General features: G+C 73.8%; 23 protein-coding genes. 9 read left to right on the plus strand and 14 right to left on the minus strand.

Going from position 1 to position 21,035, the window contains the following annotated elements:
* Window positions 1-48: 48 nt before the first annotated feature.
* The 5 genes from ACK8OX_RS16050 to hemH form a co-directional block, all read right to left on the minus strand.
* Window positions 49-1,899: an ABC transporter ATP-binding protein/permease gene (locus ACK8OX_RS16050; protein WP_430665222.1), complete on the minus strand. Its 1,851-nt coding sequence runs from the start codon at window positions 1,897-1,899 to the stop codon at window positions 49-51.
* Between the two features lie 175 nt (window positions 1,900-2,074).
* Window positions 2,075-2,527 carry a protoporphyrinogen oxidase HemJ gene (gene hemJ / locus ACK8OX_RS16055; RefSeq protein ID WP_430665224.1) on the minus strand — a complete coding sequence of 151 codons (453 nt, stop codon included), beginning with the start codon at window positions 2,525-2,527 and terminating at the stop codon, window positions 2,075-2,077.
* A complete protein-coding gene (locus tag ACK8OX_RS16060) occupies window positions 2,527-3,126 on the minus strand; it encodes a hypothetical protein (RefSeq protein ID WP_430665226.1) in 600 nt (199 codons plus the stop codon). The genes hemJ and ACK8OX_RS16060 overlap by 1 nt, the downstream gene beginning before the upstream one ends.
* A gap of 16 nt (window positions 3,127-3,142) precedes the next feature.
* Window positions 3,143-3,841: an HAD family hydrolase gene (locus ACK8OX_RS16065; RefSeq protein ID WP_430665228.1), complete on the minus strand. Its 699-nt coding sequence runs from the start codon at window positions 3,839-3,841 to the stop codon at window positions 3,143-3,145.
* Entirely contained in the window at window positions 3,838-4,968 is a 1,131-nt protein-coding gene (gene hemH / locus ACK8OX_RS16070; protein WP_430665230.1) for a ferrochelatase, read from the minus strand. The genes ACK8OX_RS16065 and hemH overlap by 4 nt, the downstream gene beginning before the upstream one ends.
* A 234-nt stretch (window positions 4,969-5,202) precedes the next feature.
* On the opposite strand from hemH, the gene ACK8OX_RS16075 reads away from it, so the two are divergent.
* The gene (locus ACK8OX_RS16075; RefSeq protein ID WP_430665231.1) at window positions 5,203-6,900 is read left to right on the plus strand and encodes a calcium-binding protein; all 1,698 of its coding nucleotides are present in this window, start codon (window positions 5,203-5,205) and stop codon (window positions 6,898-6,900) included.
* A gap of 141 nt (window positions 6,901-7,041) precedes the next feature.
* On the opposite strand, the gene ACK8OX_RS16080 is transcribed toward ACK8OX_RS16075, so the two are convergent.
* On the minus strand, window positions 7,042-8,190 hold the full coding sequence (locus tag ACK8OX_RS16080) for a hypothetical protein (RefSeq protein ID WP_430665232.1): 1,149 nt from the start codon (window positions 8,188-8,190) through the stop codon (window positions 7,042-7,044).
* Window positions 8,191-8,413: 223 nt separating this feature from the next.
* On the opposite strand from ACK8OX_RS16080, the gene ACK8OX_RS16085 reads away from it, so the two are divergent.
* On the plus strand, window positions 8,414-8,734 hold the full coding sequence (locus ACK8OX_RS16085; protein WP_430665233.1) for a hypothetical protein: 321 nt from the start codon (window positions 8,414-8,416) through the stop codon (window positions 8,732-8,734).
* Between the two features lie 52 nt (window positions 8,735-8,786).
* Here ACK8OX_RS16085 and ACK8OX_RS16090 read toward each other — a convergent pair whose 3' ends face one another.
* Window positions 8,787-10,175, minus strand: a complete 1,389-nt coding sequence (locus ACK8OX_RS16090) for an ATP-binding protein (RefSeq protein WP_430665234.1) — start codon at window positions 10,173-10,175, stop codon at window positions 8,787-8,789.
* 7 nt (window positions 10,176-10,182) lie between these two features.
* Window positions 10,183-11,379: an ABC transporter substrate-binding protein gene (locus ACK8OX_RS16095; RefSeq protein WP_430665235.1), complete on the minus strand. Its 1,197-nt coding sequence runs from the start codon at window positions 11,377-11,379 to the stop codon at window positions 10,183-10,185.
* On the opposite strand from ACK8OX_RS16095, the gene rsmI reads away from it, so the two are divergent.
* Window positions 11,355-12,260: a 16S rRNA (cytidine(1402)-2'-O)-methyltransferase gene (rsmI, locus tag ACK8OX_RS16100; protein WP_430665236.1), complete on the plus strand. Its 906-nt coding sequence runs from the start codon at window positions 11,355-11,357 to the stop codon at window positions 12,258-12,260. The two genes, ACK8OX_RS16095 and rsmI, sit on opposite strands and share 25 nt — an antisense overlap.
* Before the next feature lie 42 nt (window positions 12,261-12,302).
* Here the strand turns inward: rsmI and ACK8OX_RS16105 are convergent, their stop codons facing one another.
* From ACK8OX_RS16105 to hemW, 4 genes are all read right to left on the minus strand, one after another.
* Window positions 12,303-12,548, minus strand: coding sequence for a hypothetical protein (locus tag ACK8OX_RS16105; RefSeq protein ID WP_430665237.1), 246 nt, complete (start codon window positions 12,546-12,548; stop codon window positions 12,303-12,305).
* 96 nt (window positions 12,549-12,644) lie between these two features.
* Window positions 12,645-13,589, minus strand: a complete 945-nt coding sequence (locus ACK8OX_RS16110; RefSeq protein WP_430665238.1) for a hypothetical protein — start codon at window positions 13,587-13,589, stop codon at window positions 12,645-12,647.
* Entirely contained in the window at window positions 13,586-14,581 is a 996-nt protein-coding gene (locus tag ACK8OX_RS16115) for a polysaccharide pyruvyl transferase family protein (protein WP_430665239.1), read from the minus strand. The genes ACK8OX_RS16110 and ACK8OX_RS16115 overlap by 4 nt, the downstream gene beginning before the upstream one ends.
* A gap of 4 nt (window positions 14,582-14,585) precedes the next feature.
* Window positions 14,586-15,737 carry a radical SAM family heme chaperone HemW gene (gene hemW, locus ACK8OX_RS16120; RefSeq protein ID WP_430665240.1) on the minus strand — a complete coding sequence of 384 codons (1,152 nt, stop codon included), beginning with the start codon at window positions 15,735-15,737 and terminating at the stop codon, window positions 14,586-14,588.
* Window positions 15,738-15,754: 17 nt separating this feature from the next.
* Between hemW and ACK8OX_RS16125 the strand changes: the two genes are divergently transcribed.
* Entirely contained in the window at window positions 15,755-16,228 is a 474-nt protein-coding gene (locus ACK8OX_RS16125) for a YbaK/EbsC family protein (RefSeq protein ID WP_430665241.1), read from the plus strand.
* The gene (locus ACK8OX_RS16130; protein ID WP_430665242.1) at window positions 16,228-16,620 is read left to right on the plus strand and encodes an MAPEG family protein; all 393 of its coding nucleotides are present in this window, start codon (window positions 16,228-16,230) and stop codon (window positions 16,618-16,620) included. Before ACK8OX_RS16125 ends, ACK8OX_RS16130 begins: the two co-directional genes overlap by 1 nt.
* Before the next feature lie 24 nt (window positions 16,621-16,644).
* Here the strand turns inward: ACK8OX_RS16130 and ACK8OX_RS16135 are convergent, their stop codons facing one another.
* Window positions 16,645-16,866: a hypothetical protein gene (locus tag ACK8OX_RS16135; RefSeq protein WP_430665243.1), complete on the minus strand. Its 222-nt coding sequence runs from the start codon at window positions 16,864-16,866 to the stop codon at window positions 16,645-16,647.
* A gap of 71 nt (window positions 16,867-16,937) precedes the next feature.
* Window positions 16,938-17,882: a glutathione synthase gene (gene gshB, locus ACK8OX_RS16140; RefSeq protein ID WP_430665244.1), complete on the minus strand. Its 945-nt coding sequence runs from the start codon at window positions 17,880-17,882 to the stop codon at window positions 16,938-16,940.
* 140 nt (window positions 17,883-18,022) lie between these two features.
* On the opposite strand from gshB, the gene ACK8OX_RS16145 reads away from it, so the two are divergent.
* From ACK8OX_RS16145 to ACK8OX_RS16160, 4 genes are read left to right on the plus strand one after another with little or no spacing between them, the layout of a single operon-like run.
* Entirely contained in the window at window positions 18,023-18,877 is an 855-nt protein-coding gene (locus ACK8OX_RS16145) for a shikimate dehydrogenase (RefSeq protein WP_430665245.1), read from the plus strand.
* A 19-nt stretch (window positions 18,878-18,896) separates the two neighbouring features.
* Window positions 18,897-19,499, plus strand: a complete 603-nt coding sequence (gene coaE / locus ACK8OX_RS16150) for a dephospho-CoA kinase (RefSeq protein WP_430665246.1) — start codon at window positions 18,897-18,899, stop codon at window positions 19,497-19,499.
* A gap of 1 nt (window position 19,500) precedes the next feature.
* Window positions 19,501-20,211 (plus strand): DNA polymerase III subunit epsilon, encoded by a 711-nt coding sequence (dnaQ, locus tag ACK8OX_RS16155; protein ID WP_430665247.1) that lies wholly within the window; start codon window positions 19,501-19,503, stop codon window positions 20,209-20,211.
* A gap of 49 nt (window positions 20,212-20,260) precedes the next feature.
* Window positions 20,261-21,031 carry a (Fe-S)-binding protein gene (locus ACK8OX_RS16160; RefSeq protein ID WP_430665248.1) on the plus strand — a complete coding sequence of 257 codons (771 nt, stop codon included), beginning with the start codon at window positions 20,261-20,263 and terminating at the stop codon, window positions 21,029-21,031.
* Window positions 21,032-21,035 lie beyond the last annotated feature (4 nt).

Below are 21,035 nucleotides of genomic sequence, written 5' to 3' on the forward strand. Positions count from 1 at the left end.
GCCGACTGCCGGTAGGCACCGCGAACCTAGGGGTCGCCGCGCCGACCGTCAACCGGCAGATGGAACAGGCTGCCGCGGATTCAAGGCCCTGCGGGCATAGGTGGCATCCCCCCGCCGCGACAGGCCGAGCAGCGCCGTCGCCGGCGGGTGGCCTCCCGCTTCCCGCAGCGGCGGCACCGCCACCAGCCTCGCCCCGCCGGGCCCGGGCACCATGGCCAGCACGCGATCGTGATGCGGCACCAGCGTCGACCGGTGGCCGATGGACAGCACCGCCGCATCCGGCAGCAGGTCCCGCAGAGCCGCGAACATCGCGCCCTGGTTCGCCTCGTCGAGCGCGGAGGTCGCCTCGTCCAGGAACACCCAGCGCGGGCGGTGCAGCAGCAGCCGCGCGAAGGCGAGCCGCTGCTGCTCGCCGAGCGACAGCACGCGGTCCCAGCGCGCCTCCTCCGCAAGGCGCCCGGCCAGCCCGGGCAGCCGGCAGCGCAGCAGCGCGGCCCGCATCGCCTCCGGCGCGAAGGCGTCCGGCGCGGCGGGATAGGCCAGCGCCGCGGCAAGCGTGCCGAGGGGCAGGTAGGGCCGCTGGGGCAGGAACATGCTGGCGCTCGGGCAGGGCGCCCGCAGCCCGCCCCCGCCCCAGGGCCACAGCCCGGCGATGGCGCGGAACAGAGTGGACTTGCCGCTGCCGCTCTCTCCCATGATCAGCACGCGCTCGCCCGGGCGCAGCGTCAGCGCGGCCTCGGCGACCAGGGTGCGGCCGCAGGCGGTGTCGAGCACGAGGCCGGCCACCTCCAGCTGCTCCGCGCCCTCCTCCCGCCGCAGCGCGCCGGGGCGGCCCGCCGCCTCGCAGGCGCGTTCGAGCTCCACCACGCGGGCGACATGGCCGCGCCAGTCGGCCAGGCGGGGCCAGTTCTCGGTGAACCAGGTCAGGGCGCGGACCACCTCGTGGAAGGCATGTGCCGACTGCATCAGCATGCCGAGCGTGATGGCGCCGGCGAAGAAGCGCGGCGCGGACAGTCCCATCGCGACCGCGCCGGCCACCGGCATGTAGCAGCACCCCAGCCACATCAGCGCGCGTTCCGAGCGGAACATGCGGTGCATCGCGGCCTCCACCCGGGCGAAGGCCGCGGCCAGCCCCCGCCGCTCATCCGCCTCGCCCCGGATCAGCGCGATCGCCTCGCTGTTCTCGCGCAGGCGCACCAGGGCGAAGCGGTGATCGCCCTCGGCCGCGTTGCGGTCCATGTGGATGCGGGGGAGGCTGCGGCCGAGCCGCCAGGTGATCGTCGCGCAGAGCCCGGCATAGAGCAGCGCCGCCCAGAGCAGACCGCCCGGCACCGGCAGTTCCGCCCCGCCCCCAAGCGGCAGCGCGAAACCGGCCGAGAGATGCCACAACATCCCCGCGAAGGACAGCAGCAGCACAACGGCGTAGAGGAAGCCCAGCACCAGGTCGACGGCGATGGCCGTCGCCCAGCGCGTGTTCTCCCCGATGCGCTGGTCAGGGTTGTCGGCGCCGCCCTGGCCGATCTCCATCCGGTGGTGCCGGCTGCCGGTCAGCATCGCCGCCTGGAGCTTCAGGACCAGCCAGCGCCGCCACCGCATGCCGAGGATCTGCCGCGACCAGAGCCGCCCGACATTCACCGCCATCAGCGCCGCGATCAGGCCGGCGAAGACGCCAATCTGCGCCAGGAAGGCTGCGCCGTCCCGAGCCTCGAGCGCGTCGAAGGACGCGCGCTGCCAGAACGCGAACCCCCAGTCGATCGCAAGCTGCATCAGCATCAGCCCGATGGCCGCGACGGTCAGCCCACCGGCGACCAGCGGCTCCGCGGCGAACCAGTTGCGGGCGAGGCGCCAGGCATCGCGCAGGGCGCCCGTCTCGGCGGGCGGGGAGGTCTCGTCTGCCATGCGGGCTCCTGCGCGTCGAAGGAGCCCCGAACGGTATACAACCTACACGGCACACGCAATCGTGAGCTCCCGCCGCCGTGATCTCCGTGACACGAAAGCCACATGCGGTCCGGAACGAAACGCAGGAGGTCTCTCGCCTCCGCTCGCTCGGCCCGGCTTCGCCCCAAGCGACTCCTCAGAACGGCTTCACGATCACCATGACGACGATCAGGATCAGCGCCAGCGTCGGCACCTCGTTCAGGATGCGCCAGGCGCGCTCGGTCCGCGGCCGCTCGTCGCGCAGGAATCGCTTCCGCGCGAGGCCGAGGTCATGGTGCACCCAGGTCATCACCACGATGCCGAGCAGCTTCCCGTGCCACCACCCGGCCCGCCAGTCCACGATGCCCGGCGTCAGCACCAGCATGATGCCGAACAGGTAGGCCGCAATCATGGCGGGGTTCATGATGGCGCGCAGCAGCCGCCGCTCCATCACCTTGAACATCTCGGACCGCGCATCCCCGGCCGGGACCTGCATGTGGTAGACGAACAGCCGCGGCAGGTAGAACAGCCCGGCCATCCAGGCGAAGACGGAAATCAGGTGGAACGACTTGGTCCAGGGGTACCAGTCGGCCAGCGCGTCGATCGTCATCAGCTTCCCTGCTGTTCGCAGCTTTCGGCCGGCCGGCCGAACCCGATCCACCGGCCGCCCGGCAGGCCGAGGCAGCCGAGTTGCCACTCGCCCTCGAAGCTCCGCCCGCCCACCGTCAGCCGCCCGTGCCCATGCGGCCGCCCGCGCAGCACGCCGCCCTCGTAGACGATGCCGAGCCGCGGCACCTCGACCCGGCCGGACACCAGCATGTCGTCCACGAAGTCGCCGGTCTCGACCACCCGCACCTCGTCATCCTCGAGGTTCAGCAGCGTGCCCCGGCCCACCGCCTTGCCCGCCCGCAGCGTGCCTTCATGCACCATCTCGTGCCGCGTCCCGCCCTCGCGCCAGGCGAAGCTGCTGCGCCCCGGCCCTTCCGCACCGCCCTCAGGGCAGGCGCCGGTCCAGCGATAGGCGAAATCGGTCGCCTCGCGCGGGAAGCCGCTCATCCAGGCCCAGCAGCCATTGGAGGGATCCACGACATAGCCCTCTCGCCCACCCGGGCGCAGCAGCCGGTCGCCGGGCGGAGCCGGAGGCGGCTGGGCAAGGGCGGGGCCGGCAAGCAGTAGCAGCATTCCCAGCCGGGCCAGGCGGTGCGGCATGGCCGTCCCCTTCGTCTCAGCCCGCGGCGCGCGGGCGGCGTGTTCCGGGAAGTCCGATCAGCGCCGGCAGTTCCGCCATGGAGGCGAAGGGCTCCGCCCCGGCCTCGCGCAGTGCCTCGGCGGGGGTGGCATGGGCGAAGCCCAGCACGCGGCAGCCTGCGGCGCGGCCGGCGCGCGCGCCCGTGACGCTGTCCTCCACCACCACGCAGCGATGCGGGTCGGCGCCGCAGGCCGCGGCGGCGGCTCGGTACATGTCGGGCGCCGGCTTCGGGCGGGCCACGTCCTGGTAGCTGAAGGCGCGCCCGCGGAAGACCTCCGCGAGGCCCAGCCGCTGCATCTTGGTCGAGAGCTCGGCGCGGGAGGAGTTGCTCGCCACCGCCAGCCCCACCCCCGCGGCGCGGATCGCCTCCACCGCCGCGACCGCGCCGGGCATCGGCTGCAGCTCCTCCCGCAGGCCGCGGATGACGCGGCGGACGAGGGTGTCGACGAAATCGGCCGGCACGCTGTCCGGGCCGAGCCGGGCCTGCACCAGCGGCACGATCGATTCCCAGGACAGGCCGATGAAGCGGCGCTCGCAGGCCTCCGCGTCCATCTCCCAGCCCAGCGCGGTGATCTCCTCGGCGAGGATGCGGTTGTGCAGCCCCTCGCTGTCGGCCAGCACGCCGTCGCAGTCGAACAGCACCGCCTCCGGCAGGGGGACCAGGCTGCCGGTCACGCCGCCACCTGGCCCTTGCGCGCGGCGTTCGCCCGTTCATGCGGGCAGTCGCGGTGCTGCTTCGGGCATTGCCGGGCCCCGGCGAAGGAACAGAGGCTCCGCCCCCCCGTCCGCGCGCGGCGCACCAGCCCGGCCAGGGCGGCGATGAAGGCGGCGTCGGCATTCTGGGCGGGGGCGCGGAAATAGGCGGGAAGGCCCATCTTCTCCGCCTCCTCGCGGTATTCCACGTCCAGCTCCACCAGCGTCTCGGAATGCTCCGAGGTGAAGGCGATGGGCACCACCAGCACCGCCGCCTTGTCATGCGCCGCCCGTTCCAGCTCGTCCTCGGTCGAGGGGCCGATCCATTTCTGCGGCGTCACGCGCGACTGGTAGCAGACCACGTGGTCGAGCCCGGGCAGCGCCAGCCGTTCCACCACCTGCGCGACCGACTGCTCCACCTGCCACTGGTACGGGTCGCCGGCGGCGACGATGCTCTCCGGCAGGCCATGGGCGCTGAACAGCACCCGCAGCGGCACCGCGGGGTCGAGCGTGGCGCGCGCCTCGTCCCAGGCCTTGCGGACGATGGCGGCGGTGGCGTCGGCGAAGCCGGCATCCGAATGGAAGCAGCAGAGCGTGGTGGTCGGCACGTCGAGCTTCGCCTTCGCCGCAGCCCTCTCCCACGCGATGGCGGAACTGCCGGTGGTGGTGGTGGAATACTGCGGGTAGAGCGGCAGCAGCAGCACCTCGTCCGGGTTCCAGGCCTTCACGGCCGCCGCCGTCTCGTCGCTCATCGGGTGCCAGTAGCGCATGGCGACGAAGCACTTCGCCTCCACCTCCCCGCCGTCGTCGAGCGCGGCTTCCAGCGCCCGCGCCTGCTCCAGCGTCAGTTCCAGCAGGGGCGAGCGGCCGCCGAGGATGGCGTAGTTCTCGGAAGCGGGCCTGGTCCGCCGCCAGGCGATGATCCGGCCGAGCCAGGGGCGGATGAAGCCCGGCACCCGCAGGATGGCCGGGTCGGTGAACAGGTTGACCAGGAAGGGCCGCACGCTCTCCGGCGCGTCGGGGCCGCCGAGGTTGAACAGCACCACGGCCAGCCGCCGCCTCTGGGCATCGGCATCCGGGGTGGGCGCGGGCGTGACGGGAAGCTGCATGGGGGCCGACATGCCACGTCGCGGCCACGGGTCAAGGGCGCCGCACAGCTTTCCCCGCCGATACCGCCTTTCGCCACCCCAGGCCGGCCCGGCGCCCGGCGCGACGTGCCGGGCAGCCGACCGGCTTCGCTCCATGAGACGGCATCAATGCCAAAAAATCGCGCGGTGGTTGATAACGCGAGAACGATACGGCAGCATCCGGAACATTCCTTTTTCGTACTCATGGAGAGGCTTATGTCCGCAACGACGCTGACCGGCGGCCTTCTTGCCGATACACTCACCGGCACCACCGACGCCGAGGTGATCCTCGGCCTCGCGGGCGACGACGCGCTCGGCCTCGGCTCCGTCACCGGCTCGCTCGCGGACACGATCGACGGCGGAAACGGCGCCGACACCCTCCTCGGAAGCGCGCAGGGTGACCGCCTTGTGGGCGGGCTCGGCAGCGACGTGCTGGAAGGAAGCCTCGGCGCCGATACGCTGGTGGGCACCGCGGGCGTCTTCATCACCATCCCCGGCGGCCAGTTCGAGCTCGACATCGCCTCCTATCGCACGGCTTCCGCCGCGGTGGTGGCCAGCCTGCGCCATTCCAGCCTGAACGCGGATGGCACGCCGCGCGGCACGCCGCAGCAGGCCTTCGACGCAACCTTCAACCAGGGCGAGGCGGCGGGCGACCGCTACCTGGGCATCAACGGGCTGGTCGGCTCCAACTTCAACGACAGCCTGGTCGGCCACACCAACATCGCCTCGCTGCTCAGCGGCGGCCTCGGCAACGACACGCTGCTCGGTGGCGGCGGCAATGACAGCCTGGCGGGCGGCGCGGATGCCGACAGCCTCTCGGGCGGCGGCGGCGCGGACAGCCTCGGCGGCGGCACGGGCAACGACACGCTGCGCGGCGGCGCGGGCGACGACACGCTCGAAGGCGGCGACGGCGCCGACCTGGTGGATGGCGGCGCGGGCGCCGACACCCTGGCGGGCGGCACGGGCGACGACACGCTGGTGGCCGGCACCCTCAACCTCGATGACGACCTCGCCTCCGGCGGCGCCGGCAACGACTACCTCTATGGCGGCGCGGGGAACGACACGCTGTCCGGCGACGATGGCGACGACCGCGCCTTCGGCGAGGCCGGCAACGACGTGCTGGCGGGCGGTTCGGGCAACGACACCCTGCTCGGCGGCGACGGCGCCGACAGCGTCTCGGGCGGTGACGGCATCGACCGGCTGGAAGGCGGGACGGGGAACGACACCCTGCTGGCCGGCGCGGGCGACGACCGCGCCTTCGGCGACGCGGGCGCCGATAGCGTCCTCGGCGGGGACGGCAATGACAGCCTGTTCGGCGGCGCCGGCAACGACATCTCCGCCGACACGCTCGACGGCGGCGCGGGCAATGACCGGCTGGACGGCGAGGCCGGGGACGACGTGCTGCTCGGCGGCGCCGGGCTCGACCTGGCCCTCGGTGGCGCCGGGGGCGACAGCCTCTCGGGCGGGGCGGACAGCGACAGCCTCTATGGCGGCGACGGGGCCGACACGCTCGATGGCGGCGACGCGGGGGATCGCCTCCAGGGCGATGCCGGTGACGACCTGCTGCGCGGCGGCGCCGGGGCGGACATCCTCTACGGGCTCGACGGCGCGGACACGCTGCTGGGCGGCGCGGGGGCGGACACGCTTGCGGGCGGCGCGGGGGCGGACCGCTTCGTCTTCGGCACGGGCCCCGACAGCAGTGCCGCCGAGGCCGACCTGGTCTGGGGTTTCCAGCGCGGGCTCGACAGGATCGACCTGTCCGGGCTGGGCATCGGCTTCGCCGACATCAGCTTCGCCCTGGCCGGCGGCATCACGCAGGTGACCGTCGATCTCGGCGCGACCGACCTGGTGTTCGGGATCAACCGCCCGATCACCCTGACGGCGTCGGACTTCATCTTCGGCCTCGCCGGCTGACGGCCCGGCCGGCATAGCCGGCCGCAACCCAGGGGCCGCCCTTCGCAGGAAGGGCGGCTCCTGTCGCTTCGGGTGCCGGCCGCACGGGTCGGCCCATCATGCCGGCATGGACTCCAGGCGTGCCGGGCAGACGGGCCGGCGTCAGACCGCGGCGCTGCGCGGCAGGCCGGCGCTGCGGGTGACCTGGGCCTGCAGGCGCGCGATCTCCTCCGCCAGCGGCCGGTGGACCTCGCGCCGGCCGCCCTTCGGCTGCAGCTCGAACAGGCCGTTGGCGCAGTAGCGGTCCTCGTCCCAGCCGAGATGCGACAGCACGGGATAGAGGCAGACGCCGTGGACGTTCACGCCCTCGGCGCGGGCGGCCAGCACCTCCTCCGTCACGTAGCGGAGCCAGGTCGGACGGGGCCAGCCCTCGATGCTGGTCTCGGCCACGAAGATGTCGCGCCCGGCATAGCGCGCGGCGGCATCCTTGATCAGCTCGCGGAAGGGCCGGAAGCGCGCGGCGTCGAAGACGCTCAGCGGCTCGCCGTGGTGCAGCCACTGGTTGTTCCAGTAGTAGTTCACGCCCACCACGTCGAGGATGTCCTCGGCCCCGCCGAGCTCCGGCTCCTCGCGCCCGGCCAGCATGTCCCAGGCCTGCCACTGGCTGAGGTTGTGCAGCCGCACCTCCTCCGCCTCCGCCGGCTCCCGCGGGACGATGTTGATGACGGGATCGATCGCGGCGCAGCGCGTGCCCGGCGCGGCGTCGCGCACGGCGCGGGTGCCGGCAATGGCGGCGCGCACCAGGTTCCGCTTCAGGTCCATCCCGCGCCCCGTGGCATGCGGGGAGCAGCGTTCCATGTCGCCGCCGGCGAAGGCGAGGAAGGAGATCTCGTTCACCGGGCAGACGAAGGGCGCGCGGCCCGTCTCCTCCACATGCAGACGCGCGAAGGCTGCGGCGTAGCGGGCGAAGCGGTCCACGAATTCCGGTGCGAAGACGTCGAGGTCGTCCGGCCAGCCATAGTGGCAGAGATCCCAGATCACCTGGCAGCCCGCCCGTTCCGCCGCCCGGATCATCGGCAGGACGGAGGACCAGTCGTACCGTCCGGGCGAGGTCTCGACCAGGTGCCAGCGCACGCCGTCGCGCGCCGTGCGGATGCCGTGCTCGCCGAGCTGGCTGTAATCCTCGAAGGCCAGCATGTCGTGGTGCGTCGCCGCGATCATGTCGAGCCGGCGGCGCGACATGTTGCGATGCGTGGAACATTCGAAGCCGCCCATGAAGAACGAGCGGAAAAGCGGGGTCTGCGGGGTCACGCGACACTCCATGGCAGCAACCGAACTGGGAGGGGACGCACGCGGTAACGCCCGTGACGCCGGGGGATTCCCGGGTCGCCATCACGCGCGCGTGAGGCGGGCGCCCGTTTATCCGGTATCGTATACTATGCAGTCCAGACTTTTCGCGTCATGCGTGTGTCGCATCTCGTCAACTGCTTGAAATCAGGTGCGAAATCCCCATCTGAAAGCAATGTCAGACAAGGTGGCTTTTCGCAGGCCGCCGCGCCCCGGCGCGGCCGTGGCCCTGCTGTCGGCGGCGCTCCGGGCGCACCGTGCCCTCTCCCTGCGCTACCACGGTGCCTGGCGCGTTGTGCAACCGCATGTGCTCGGCCGCAGCGCGCGGGGGCGGCTGTCGCTCCTCGCCTGGCAGGTCGCGGACGAACGCGGGGAGGCGCATGGGCCAGGTTGGCGGCTGTTCGACCTCGGTCAGCTGGAAGGGCTGGAGCCGCGGCGGGAAGGCTTCCGCCCGCGCGGCGGCACGGGCCCGCGTTCCCCCATTGCACGCCCCATCGCCGCCGCCTGACCAGGGCACAACCGGCCACCACGGGGCATCCCGGCTTCGGGCGGCGCCGGCCTCACCCCTCGGCGGGAAGCCAGACGAGGAAGGCGGCCCCCGCCCCCTCCTCGCTCTCGATCGCCAGCTGCCCGCGATGGCGGTTCACCACATGCTTGACGATCGCGAGCCCGAGGCCGGTGCCCCCGGCATGGCGGGCGCGGCCGCGGTCGACGCGATAGAACCGCTCGGTCAGGCGCGGCAGGTGGTGCCGCGCGATGCCCGGACCGTCATCGGCCACCGCCAGCACGACGCCGGGCCGCGACGGCCAGCGCCCGCCGGGTTCGGCCCGCGCGACCGAAAGCCTGACCGTCCCGCCGTCCCGCCCGTAGCGGACGGCGTTCTCCAGCAGGTTCCGCACCACCTGCGCGAGCTGCCCCGCATCCGCAGGCGCCGCCACGGCGCCCTCGGCCAGCGCGGATTCCAGCGTCACGGCCCGGCCGGCCAGGATCGGGGCCATCGCCGCGGCTTCGGACGCCGCGAGCAGGCCGAGGTCGACGCGGCCGGTGGGCGGCTGGTGTTCGGTGATCTCGATGCGCGACAGGCCGAGCAGGTCGTCGATCAGCCGGCGCATCCGCTCCGACTGCTCAGCCATGATGCCGAGGAAGCGGGCCTGCGCCTCCGCATCCCCCTGCGCCGGGCCGCGCAGCGTCTCGATGAAGCCGATCAGCGAGGCGAGCGGGGTGCGCAGCTCGTGGCTGGCATTGGCGACGAAATCGACGCGCATCCGTTCCACCGCGCGGTCGCGCGTGCGGTCCGACAGCAGCAGGACCACCCGCCCGCCATCGGCCAGGGGCGGCTCCATCGGGATGACATGCACCAGCAGTTCCCGCGCCACCGGCACGGGAAGCGACACATCGACCTGCCGCGGCGCCGCATCGGCCAGCGCGGCGTCCAGCGCCTCGGCCAGGGCGGGGTGGCGGCGCAGCGCGGCAAGGTCGCCGCCGCCCGCCGCGGTCCCGAACAGCAGCCGCGCCGCGGCATTGGCGCGAAGTTCCTGGCCGGCGGCGTCCAGCACCACGAGGGGGTCCGGCAGCTTCTCGACGATCGCCTCATCCGCGCGGCGCAGCCGCACCACCAGTTCCGCCCGTTCCCGCTGGCTGCGCGCCAGCCGGCGGACGCCCTCCGCTATCTCGGCGACCGAGGGCAGCAGCGGCGGGCCCGGGATCTCCGGCAACTCGGCCTCCCCGGCCTCGGCGCGGCGCATCGCATCCGACAGGCGCCCGAGGCTGCCGAGCCAGATCCGCGCCAGCGCCAGCGCCGCCGCCGCCACGGCCAGCAGCGCCAGCAGCCCCGGCAGGACCGTGACCTCCCCGGCCAGCAGGAGCGCCAGCAGCGCCAGCGACGGCACGCCGCCGATCAGCGCCGCGGCGCCGAGCAGGCGGCGGGCGGGCGGGCCCTGCGGGAGCACCGGCCGGCTAGAAGCCGGCGCCGCCCGGCGCGGGTGCGGCCTCGACGATCACCGGATCGCCGCCAGGCGACAGCGCGTAGATCGCGAGGCCCCGCAGCGTCTGCCCGCCCGGCAGCAGCCGCACCGGGCCATCGGCGCCGGCGAAGGGCTGCACGGCGGTGACGCCCTCCACCGGCGTGCCGCTGCGCAGCGCCCGCGCGGCGAGCGCCGCGGCGTCATAGGCGGCGGCGGCGATGCGGGGCGGCGTCTCGCGGAAGGCGTCGCGGTAGCGCGCCTCGAACCGGGCGCGGGCGGCACCGTCGGGGCCGGGGAACCAGGCCCCGCCCAGCGCGCCCTCGCTGCGCAGCGCGGGGTCGTTGAGCCAGAGCGCGGTGCCGAGCAGCCGGGCCGGCGGCTGCCCTTCCGGCGTGTCGGCCAGCCAGCCCGCGGCGAAGCGCCGGGCGCGTTCGCCGGACTCGCCGATCAGCAGGGCATCCACCGCGCCCGCCGCGCCGCGTGCCGCGCCGGCCGCCATGGCGGGATCGGCATTGGACGGATGCAGCGCGATCGCCGGGACGGGAAGCCCGAGGTCGGAGGTCGCCCCGCGCAGCGCCACGGCCAGCGCGCGGCCGAATTCGGTGTCGGGCGCGGCCAGGGCGAAACGCTGGGCACCCCCCTGCGCGGCCGCGGCCACCACGCGGCGGACCTGCTGCTGCGGCGTGGTGCCCAGCACCCAGGCGCCGTCGCCCGCGCGCTGCGCGTCGTTGGTGAAGGCCAGCACCGGCACGCCCGCGGCGCGCGCGGCGGGGATGACCATCGCGGCCTCGCCGCTGGTCAGCGGGCCGATCAGCACGCGCGCGCCATCCGCGATGGCCGCCCGCGCCGCGGCCTGCGCGCCCTGCGGCGTGCCGCCGGTGTCGCGGGGGGCGAATTCCACACCGCCCGGCGCCTCGTCGAACAGGGCCATGTAGCCGGCGTTCAGCATCGCCTGGCCCAGCGGCGCCTGCGGGCCGGTCAGCGGCAGCAGCATCGCCGCCCGGGCCGGCTGCGCCACCGGCGCCGGGGCGCCGCCGATCGGCGGCGCGATGCCGACGAAGGACGGCCGCGGGGGTTGCGGGGCGCAGGCGGCCAGGCCCAGAAGGAGGCCGGCGGCCAGGCTTGCCCCCAGGCCTGCGAAGGCACGGCGCGGCGCGGCCAGGGATGGAGACGGAACCGGACGTGGCAAGCGACGACCCTCCTGTGCGGACGCCATCGGACCCGGCCCCGCCGGGGCTGTGTCTGGTGGCGACACCGATCGGCAACCTGGGCGACCTGTCGCCCCGGGCCCTCGAGACGCTGCGCGGCGCCGAGGCCGTGCTGTGCGAGGACACCAGGGTAACCGGCCAGATGCTCTCCCGTTATGGCGTGTCGGCGAATTTGCTGCCACTCCATGACCACAACGAGGCCGAGATGACGCCGCGGCTGCTGGACCGGTTGCGCGCCGGCGCGCGGCTGGCGCTGGCTTCCGATGCCGGGACGCCGCTGGTCTCGGACCCCGGCTACCGCCTGGTGCGGGCGGCGATCGAGGCGGGGATCCCGGTGACGGCGGTGCCCGGGCCGAATGCCGCGGTGGTGGCGCTGACGCTGTCCGGCCTGCCGCCGCAGCCCTTCCTGTTCCTGGGCTTCCTGCCGCCGCGCACCGGGCCGCGCGCGGCCGCCATCGCAAAGCTGCGCGCGGCGGAACGGGCAGGGCTGTCCGCCACCACCATCCTGCACGAGGCGCCGCACCGGCTGGCCGAGGCCCTGGCCGCGCTGGCCGAAGGCCTGGGCGGGGAGCGTCCGGCCGCGGTGGCGCGGGAACTCACGAAGCGCTTCGAGGAGGTGCGCCGCGGCACGCTGGCGGAACTTGCGGCGCATTACGCGGGGCACGAGGCGCGGGGGGAGATCTGCGTCGTCGTCGGCCCGGCGCCGGAGGAGGCGACGGTGGCCGAGGAGCTGGACGCGCAGCTGCGTGCCGCCCTGTCGCGGGAGAGCGTGCGCGACGCCGCCGCCCTGGTCGCCGCCGCCACCGGCCTGCCGCGCAAGCAGGTCTATGCGCGCGCCCTGGACCTCTCCCGCGGGGGATGAGGCGGATGCGGCCTGCCGGGCCAGGGCCGCCGGCTGGCGGCCTCATCGCCGCGGCCGCACCGGCCAGGGCAGGATGAGGTCCATCCCCGCGATCGGGATCTCCGCCCCGCCCGCGCGCAGCACGCCGCGCACGCCGGTCACCTCCACATGCCGCGCGCAGAGGCTGGGCAGGGGGGAGTCGGGCTCGGCCTCGATGGCCGCGTAGATCCCGGCGGGCGTCAGGCCGACCGTCTCCTCGAAGGCGATCACCTCCCGCCCGTCGCACGGATCCCCGGCATCGCGTCGCATCGCATCCTCCCCCTTCGGCAGCCCGATGGCCGCAGGATGGGCGGGCAGGGTGCGGCGGCTCCAGGACGGAGAGGCGATAGGGGCGAGAGGCGCCGCCTATGCCGGGCCGGGGCGCGGATGAACCAGTTCCGACCCGCGCGGCAGCTCGTTCGCCAGGGTCGCGAGGCAGGAGACGATCCGCCGGTCCGCACCGAGCGCGATGCCGAGCACCGGCACCCCCGCCCCGATGGCGAGGGAGGCCGCGAGGTCGCGGTTGGTGACGACCACCCGGCAGCGGGCCGCCAATCCCTTGAGCCGCGCGGGCGAGAGCTGCCGCCGCCAGACCGCCGGGTCCGCCAGCTCGGGCAGCAGCCAGGGCGCGCCGGGCAGCACCGCCTCGGCGAAGTCGTGGCTGCCCGACAGGTCGTCGCCGGTCATGCCGGGGGGCAAGGTGGGCAGCGGAAGGACCGGCCAGCCCGCGGCCGGCGCCAGCAGGCGCCGCAGGGCGGGCACGCGCGGCGCCCAGGACCGCCGCATCTCCTCCCCGCCGCGGATCGCCAGGCCGAGGATCGGCCCGGCGGGCAGGCCGGCGGCAAGAGCAGGATCGGGCAGGACGTGCCGCTCGGGATAGGGATCGATGCGCGCCGGCGCGGCGAGCCGCCAGAGCGTCAGGACATTCAGCGTCCGGTGGTCGCGCAGACGGATGGCGGCGGCGCGTTCCAGCACCTCGATCCCGGCCGGCGCCTCCCTCCGCGCCGCCTCGCCTTCCAGCGCCAGGGCGTGGACCCGCAGCGTCGCGCCAGTCGCCAGCGCGCGTCCGGCGACATTCAGCGCCCCCTCCAGCGCGGCGCGGTCGAGGAAGGCGCCGGCGATCACCACCTGCCCGATGCCGGGCGGCAGGGTGCCGGGGGGCACCGGCGCGAAGCCCGGCGGCGCGCCTGCCGCACGGGTGGCGACCAGCAGCGGCGGCGCATGCGGCAGGTGCAGCTGCGCATGGGTCAGCAGCGCGCGCGAGAGCAGGTCGCGGAACGGCGCCTCGGCGAGCAGCAGCGTCGCGGTCACGGCCGGGCCGGGCCGCAAGGCGGAGGCGTGTCGAGGCCGAGGCAGCGCGAGCCGGGCGGCAGCCGGTGCGCCATGGCCACGAAGGTCCGGCGCAGGCTGTCATCTTCCAGCGGATGCAGGCCGATGACGCGGACGCCCGCGCCGATGGCATGGATGGCGTTGTGCTTGCGCTGCGTCACCAGCGCGTCGCAGCGCGCGATCAGCCCCTTCAGCCGGGCCGGCGTCAGCTCCGCCCGCCAATGCGCGCGGTCGAGCAGGATGGGTGCGGCGATCTCCATGCGGGGCAGGACCTCGAACAGGAATTCGCCGACGCCCTGCATGTCGTCCTCGCGCGCGCTGTCCATGTGCAGGGTGCTGACGATCGGCACCACCGCATGCCCCTCGAATTCCGCGAGAAGGGCGCGCACCCGCGCCGCGTCCTGGTCCAGGTACGGCCGCAGCGAGGGGATGATGGACAGCCCGAGCAGCCTCACATCCCGCGGCAGCAGGGCATCCGCGAGGGTGGGGTCGGGTGGGATGTCGGCTTCCGGGTGGAAGGTGATGCGCGGCATCCGGCCGAGCCCCGCCTCGGCCACCATCTCGAAGGAGACGTAGTCGCGCACGGTGAAGCTCGCCAGCCGCGCGATGACGCCGCGCGCATCGGCATCGAGCCAGGACAGGTCGTCCTTGATCCGCGCGACACCGAGGTTGTGCAGATGCACCTCCGCGCCCTGTCGCATCGCCCGCGCCATCCAGGGCATCCAGGCGGCGAAGGCCTCCGCTATGCCGAACATCCCGCCGCCGAAGACCACGCGCGCGGGGCGCAGGGCGAGCATCTCCGGGCCTTCGCGGAAGCAGCCGGCAAGGCCGGGGACGCAGCGGATGGTCCAGGCGGGGTCGGCCGAGAGGGCATGCGCCTCGCCACCCGGGAAGGCGCGCATCGCCTCCATCAGGCAGAGCTCGTCACCGAGATTGCCGAAGCCGTAGGCGCCGAGGAAGGCGGTGACGCTCATGCCCCTAACGCAACAGCACCGGCAGCAGCGCGTCCAGCCGCAGCCGCCCATCTGGCGTCGCGACCAGCCGCCCGTCGCGCCAGGCGAGCAGCCCTTCCTCCGCCAGGCCATCCAGCATCCGCAGGTCGACAGCCTGGTCGAAGGGGAGCGTGCTGCGCGCCTCGATCCGGCGGGGGTCGACGCCCTCGGTCAGGCGCAGGCCCATCAGCAGCGCCTCCCGCGCGCGGTCGAGGGGGGAGAGGGCTTCCTCCTCCGTGACCGCGTGCCCATCGCGGTTCACGCGGGCGAGCCATTCCTCCGGCGCGCGGTGGCGCCGGGCGGCGAGCAGCGTGCCGTCGGGCATGGTCAGGCGCTGATGCGCGCCCGCGCCGATGCCGAGGTAGTCGCCGTAGCGCCAATAGGCGAGGTTGTGGCGGCTCTCTGCCCCAGGCTTCGCGTAGTTGGAGACCTCGTAAGGCAGCAGGCCGAAGCGCGCCGCCTCCTCGGCGGTCGCGGCGTAGAGCCGCGCGGCGTCGTCGCCTTCCGGCAGGCTGAAGGCGCCGCGGCCATGGAGGGTGGCGAACTGCGTCCCCGGCTCGATGGTGAGCTGGTAGAGCGAGAGATGGTCGGCCGCCAGCGCCAGCGCCCGCCGCAGCTCCGCCCGCCAGGCGGCTTCGTCCTGGCCGGGGCGGGCATAGATCAGGTCGAAGGAAAGGCGGGGGAAGGTGGCGCGCGCGAGTTCGAGGGCGGCCACCGCCTCCCGCGCGTCATGCCGCCGACCGAGGAAGGCGAGCGCGGCGGGGTCGAGCGATTGCACGCCGAGCGAGACGCGGTTGACCCCGGCATCCCGGAAGGCCCGCAGCTTCCCCGCCTCCACACTGGTCGGGTTGGCTTCCAGCGTGATCTCGAAGTCGGGCAGGGGGTCGAACAGGGCGGTGGCGTCCGCGATGAGGGCGGCGGCCGTCTCCGGCGCCATCAGGCTTGGCGTGCCGCCGCCGAAGAAGACGGAGGCGAGGGGGCGACGTCCGGCGCGCGCGGCTTCCCGCGCCAGTTCCGTCCGCAGCGCGGCGGCGAAGGCGGCCTGGTCGACGCGGTCCCGCACATGGCTGTTGAAGTCGCAATAGGGGCACTTGGCGGCGCAGAAGGGCCAGTGGATGTAGAGGGCGAGCGAGTCCATGGACGGGGGACATAGGTATGTCGGGGGGTTCTGTCGAACGGGTTCGGGCGGCGCTGGCAGCGGCAGGTCACGACGACACCGTCCAGGCCTTCCCCGAAGGCACCCGCAGCGCCGCCGATGCCGCGGCGGCGGTAGGGTGCGAGGTGGCACAGATCGCGAAATCTATCGTCTTCCGTGCCGGCGAGAGGGCGGTGCTGGTCGTGGCTTCCGGCGCCAACCGCGTCGACACCGCCAAGGTCGAGGCCGCGACGGGGCTGAAGGTCAGGCGCGCCGATGGCGGCTGGGTGCGGGACGTGACGGGCTTCGCGATCGGCGGCGTGGCGCCGCTGGGCCACTTGGCGCCGCCGGTCGTGCTGGTGGACGAGGACCTGTTCGCGCTCGATCGGGTCTGGGCCGCCGCCGGTTCGCCGATGCACGTCTTCGCGACGACGCCGGGGGCGCTGCTGCGGATCTCGGGCGGGACGCGGGCCGATGTGAAGGAGGGCGCGTGATGCTGCCCGTCACCGCGCTCTATGCCGGGGTCCTCGCCTTCGGCTTCCTCTGGCTCTCGGTGCGGGTCATCAAGGCGCGGCGGGTCTACCGCGTTGCGCTCGGCACGGGGCAGCACCGGCTGGTGGAGCGGGCGGTGCGGGCGCATGGCAATTTCGCCGAATACGTTCCCCTCGCCCTGCTGGTGCTGGCACTGCTGGAGATCAACCGCTTGCCCGACTGGGGGCTGCACGCCCTGGGCACGGCACTGCTGGCCGGCCGTGCCCTGCACGCGGCCGGCATCTCGCGGGAGCCGGAGGTGCTCCGCTTCCGCGTGACGGGGATGAGCCTGACCTTCGCGGTGCTCGGCATCGGCGCGGCGGCCCTGCTGGGGTTGGCGCTAGCAGGGCTGTAGCCGGCGCGGCCGATGCCTGGCAGGTCAGTCGCCCTTGGGGTCCGGATGGACGGCCCAGGGCCCCTTCGCGGCATCGCCAGGGTTCGGCGTGTCCTGCTCCTCGCCGAAGCCGGTGCCGTCGGTGGTCAGGCCGCGGGCGTCCTTCCGGCCGCCAATGGGCTGGCCGCGGGCGCCGGTGGCGGTGCCGGTCGTGTCCTCTCCGGTCGCGCCCTGGTCGCGGCGGATGTCGGGCATCTTGCGGGCCATGTCTGTCGTCCCCTTGGTGAGGGGCGGGGAACGCGGCGCCGCGCGGCGCGGTTCGGCGGCCAGCGCCAGGCTCAGCGTCGCGCCTCGATCGCGTCCCAGATGGCGCGCTCCAGGTGAACGCCGTCGAAGCGCGCGATCTCCTGCAGGCCGGTGGGGGAGGTGACGTTGATCTCGGTGAGGTAGCCGCCGATGACGTCGATGCCCACGAAGATCATCCCGCGCGCCTTCAGTTCCGGCCCGATGGCGGCGCAAATCTCCTTCTCGCGGTCGGTGAGGGTGGTGGGTTCCGGCCGGCCGCCGACATGCATGTTGCTCCGCGCCTCGCCGGCCGCGGGCACGCGGTTGATCGCGCCCATCGCCACGCCGTCCACAAGGATGATGCGCTTGTCGCCCTTGCGGACATCCGGGACGTAGCGCTGCACCACCAGGGGCTCGCGCGACCGCTCGGTGAACATCTCCAGCAGGGAGTTGAGGTTGGGGTCGTCGTGTTTCACGTGAAACACCCCGGCGCCGCCATTGCCGAACAGCGGCTTCAGGATGATCTCGCCATGCCTGTCCCGGAAGCGGCGGATCTGGCGGATGTCGGCGCTGATCAGCGTCTCGGGCATCAGGTCCGGGAAATGGGTGACGTAGAGCTTCTCCGGCGCGTTGCGCACGCTGGCCGGGTCGTTCACCACCAGGGTCTCCGGGTGGATGTGCTCGAGGATGTGGGTGGCCGTGATGTAGGCCATGTCGAAGGGCGGGTCCTGGCGCATCAGCACCACGTCCACCCGCGACAGGTCGAGCTCCTCCGCCGGGCCGAGGGTGAAGTGGTTGCCCTTCTCGCGCCGCACCTCGACCGGCTGGGCATGCGCCACCACGCGCCCGGCGATCAGCGCCAGGTCGCGGACATGGTAGTGCCACAGCGCATGGCCGCGCGCCTGCGCTTCCAGCATCATCGCGAAGGTGCTGTCACCGTCGATGTTGATTGAGGCGATCGGGTCCATCTGGACCGCGACCTTGAGGCTGCGTGCCATGGCGGTGGTCTCTCCCAGGGCTGTCGCGCCATCCTGTCGCACCGGGCGGGGCGGGAAGGAAGAGGGGGCGGGCGGCATTGACCCGGGCGCGCGGGCGCGGTCACCTCCCCGCCATGCGCACCCTCACGGGAAAAACCGTCATGGCCGGCCTGCTGGGCTGGCCGGTCTCCCACTCACGCTCGCCGCGGCTGCATGGCTACTGGCTCGCCCGCCACGGCATCGACGGCGCCTACATCCCCTTGCCCGTCCGGCCGGAGCGGTTCGAGGGCGCGGTGAAGTCCCTGGCCGATCTCGGCTTCGCCGGCGCCAATGTCACCCTTCCCCACAAGGAAGCGGCCTTCGCCCTCTGCGACGAGGTGGACGCCGTGGCCCGGCGCGCGGGCTCGGTCAACACCATCGTCATCCGCGACAGCCGCCTGATTGGCACCAGCACGGACGGCTTCGGCTTCCTGGAATCCATCCGCGAGCAGGCGCCCGGATGGTTGGCGTCCGACGGACCGGCCGTCATCCTCGGCGCCGGGGGTGCGGTGCGGGCCGTCGCGGCCGCGCTGCTCGATGCCGGCTGCCCGCGGCTGACCCTGGTGAACCGCACGCCGGCGCGGGCCGAGGCGATCGCGGCCGATCTCGGCGGCCCGGTCGAGGTCGCGGCCACGCCCCCCCTGCGCGACGCCGCTCTGCTGGTCAACGGCACCTCGCTCGGCATGGCCGGCGAGCCGCCGCTCGAGATCGACCCGGCGCCGCTGCCGCCCGGCGCGGTGGTGGCCGACATGGTCTATGTGCCCCTCGAGACACCCTTGCTGGCGGCCGCGCGCGCGCGCGGCCTGCGTGCGGTGGACGGGCTCGGCATGCTGCTGCACCAGGCCCGGCCGGGTTTCGAGGCGTGGTTCGGCGTCGCACCGGCGGTGGATGCGGAGCTGCGCGACTTCATCGTGGCCGACCTCGCCTCGGATCGCGCCGCACTGCCGGGTGCCATGCCGCCGCGGCGCGGGACATGACCGCGGTGCCGGTCCCGCGATGAAGGTGCTCGGCCTGACCGGCAGCATCGGCATGGGCAAGTCGACCGCCGCCCTCACCTTCCGCCGGCTGCGCGTGCCGGTTTTCGACGCCGACGCGGCGGTGCACCGGCTGCAGGGCAGGGGGGGCGCCGCCGTCCGCCCGATCGAGGCCGCCTTCCCCGGCACGACCCGGGACGGCCGCGTCGACCGGGAGGCGCTGCGCAGCCGCGTCCTCGGCGACCCCGCCGCGCTGAAGCAGCTGGAGCGGATCGTCCACCCCCTGGTGCGCGAGGCCGAGCGCCGCTTCCTCGCCGCCACGCGGCGGCGAGGGGAACGCCTCGCCGTGCTCGACGTGCCCCTGCTGTTCGAGACGCGGGGCGAGGGCCGGGTGGACCAGGTCATCGTCGTCTCCGCCCCCGCCGCCACCCAGCGCGCCCGCGTGCTGGCCCGCGGCGGCATGACGCCGGAACGCCTGGCCGCCATCCTCGCCCGCCAGATACCGGATGCGCTGAAGCGCCGGAAGGCGGACCATGTCGTGCGCACCGGGCTTTCCCGCCACGCCGCGCAGCGCCATATCCGGCGCATCGTGGCCGCGCTGCGCGGGCCGGGACCGGGGGGCTGAGATGCGGCAGGTCGTGCTGGATACCGAGACCACCGGCCTCGACCCCGCCTCCGGCGACCGGGTGATCGAGGTCGCGGCGATCGAGATCTACAACTTCATGCCCACCGGCCAGACCTTCCACGTCCTGGTCGACCCCGAGCGCGACATCCCGGAGGAAGCCACCCGCGTCCACGGCTTCACCGCCGAGATGCTGCGCGGCAAGCCCCTTTTCGCCGCCATCGCCGACGACCTCCTCGCCTTCCTCGGCGAGGACGAGATCATCGCCCACAACGCGCCCTTCGACTTCGGCTTCCTCGACGCCGAGCTGGTGCGCGCCGGCCGCCCGAAGCTCGACCGCACGCGGATGCTGGACAGCCTGGCCATCGCCAAGCGCCGCTATCCCGGCCTGCCCAACAGCCTCGATGCGCTGTGCCGCCGCCTCGGCGTCGACAACTCGATGCGCAGCAGCCACAACGCGCTGCTCGACGTGAAGCTGCTGGCGGAGGTCTTCCTCCAGCTGATGGGCGGCAAGCAGCCGGGCTTCGACCTGGCCGCCGCGCCCAGCCGCCGCGACGCTGCGGCGGTGGTGGTGGAAGCGGTGGGGCCGGTGAACCGCACCCCCCGTCCGATCCAGCCTTCGGAAGCCGAACTCGCCGCGCATGCCGCCTTCGCGAAGCGGCTGAAGGACGCGCTCTGGCTCAAGCCCCCCTTCGCCGAGGCGCCGGGCGAGTGACCGGAGCCCGGCCCTCCCCGAACGCCCCCGAAACCCCTAACTTGGGCGGATGCCCCAGACCCGCCCGCGCGTCGCGCTGTTCGTCACCTGCCTGGTGGACCTCTACCGGCCTTCCGTCGGCTTCGCGGCGCTGAAGCTGCTGGAGGAGGCAGGGTGCCAGGTGGAGGTGCCGGCGACGCAGACCTGCTGCGGCCAGCCCGCCTACAATTCGGGCGACCGGATGACGACGAAGGACCTGGCCCGCGCGGTGATCGACGCCTTCCTGCCCTATGACCACGTCGTCGCGCCCTCCGGCTCCTGCGCCGGCATGATCGGCCACCACTACCCCGGCCTCTTCGCCGATGATCCCCATTACCGCGGCAGGGCCGAGGCACTGGGCGCCAAGACGCATGAACTGGTCTCCTTCCTCACCGACGTGATGGGGGTGGAGAGGGTGGCCGCGCGTTACGACGGCGTGGTGACCTACCACGACAGCTGCGCGGGGCTACGCGAACTCGGCGTCAAGGCGCAACCACGCCGGCTGCTGGCCGGGGTGGACGGCCTCAGCCTGAAGGAGATGGCGGAGCCCGAGATCTGCTGCGGCTTCGGTGGCACCTTCTGCGTGAAGTATCCCGACATCTCGACCCGCATGGTCGACGACAAGGCGAAGGACATCGCCGCCACCGGCGCCGACACGCTGCTGGCCGGCGACATGGGCTGCCTGCTCAACATGGCCGGCCGCCTGAAGCGCGAAGGCGCGCCGGTGAAGGTGCGCCACGTCGCGGAGGTGCTGGCGGACATGACGCGCGATGCGGCCCCCATCGGCGAGGCGAAGGCATAGGAAG

The sequence above is a fragment of the Falsiroseomonas sp. CW058 genome, assembly GCF_050563535.1.
Classification (GTDB): domain Bacteria; phylum Pseudomonadota; class Alphaproteobacteria; order Acetobacterales; family Acetobacteraceae; genus Falsiroseomonas.

Excerpts from the sequence above, each read along its gene's own strand:
- ACK8OX_RS16050 (WP_430665222.1), bottom strand. The coding sequence starts at position 1,899 with ATGGCAGACGAGACCTCCCCGCCCGCCGAGACGGGCGCCCTGCGCGAT.
- hemJ (WP_430665224.1), bottom strand. The coding sequence starts at position 2,527 with ATGACGATCGACGCGCTGGCCGACTGGTACCCCTGGACCAAGTCGTTC.
- ACK8OX_RS16060 (WP_430665226.1), bottom strand. The coding sequence starts at position 3,126 with ATGCCGCACCGCCTGGCCCGGCTGGGAATGCTGCTACTGCTTGCCGGC.
- hemH (WP_430665230.1), bottom strand. The coding sequence starts at position 4,968 with ATGCAGCTTCCCGTCACGCCCGCGCCCACCCCGGATGCCGATGCCCAG.
- ACK8OX_RS16075 (WP_430665231.1), top strand. The coding sequence starts at position 5,203 with ATGTCCGCAACGACGCTGACCGGCGGCCTTCTTGCCGATACACTCACC.
- rsmI (WP_430665236.1), top strand. The coding sequence starts at position 11,355 with ATGGAGACGGAACCGGACGTGGCAAGCGACGACCCTCCTGTGCGGACG.
- ACK8OX_RS16105 (WP_430665237.1), bottom strand. The coding sequence starts at position 12,548 with ATGCGACGCGATGCCGGGGATCCGTGCGACGGGCGGGAGGTGATCGCC.
- ACK8OX_RS16115 (WP_430665239.1), bottom strand. The coding sequence starts at position 14,581 with ATGAGCGTCACCGCCTTCCTCGGCGCCTACGGCTTCGGCAATCTCGGT.
- hemW (WP_430665240.1), bottom strand. The coding sequence starts at position 15,737 with ATGGACTCGCTCGCCCTCTACATCCACTGGCCCTTCTGCGCCGCCAAG.
- ACK8OX_RS16125 (WP_430665241.1), top strand. The coding sequence starts at position 15,755 with ATGTCGGGGGGTTCTGTCGAACGGGTTCGGGCGGCGCTGGCAGCGGCA.
- ACK8OX_RS16130 (WP_430665242.1), top strand. The coding sequence starts at position 16,228 with ATGCTGCCCGTCACCGCGCTCTATGCCGGGGTCCTCGCCTTCGGCTTC.
- ACK8OX_RS16135 (WP_430665243.1), bottom strand. The coding sequence starts at position 16,866 with ATGGCCCGCAAGATGCCCGACATCCGCCGCGACCAGGGCGCGACCGGA.
- gshB (WP_430665244.1), bottom strand. The coding sequence starts at position 17,882 with ATGGCACGCAGCCTCAAGGTCGCGGTCCAGATGGACCCGATCGCCTCA.
- ACK8OX_RS16145 (WP_430665245.1), top strand. The coding sequence starts at position 18,023 with ATGGCCGGCCTGCTGGGCTGGCCGGTCTCCCACTCACGCTCGCCGCGG.
- coaE (WP_430665246.1), top strand. The coding sequence starts at position 18,897 with ATGAAGGTGCTCGGCCTGACCGGCAGCATCGGCATGGGCAAGTCGACC.
- dnaQ (WP_430665247.1), top strand. The coding sequence starts at position 19,501 with ATGCGGCAGGTCGTGCTGGATACCGAGACCACCGGCCTCGACCCCGCC.
- ACK8OX_RS16160 (WP_430665248.1), top strand. The coding sequence starts at position 20,261 with ATGCCCCAGACCCGCCCGCGCGTCGCGCTGTTCGTCACCTGCCTGGTG.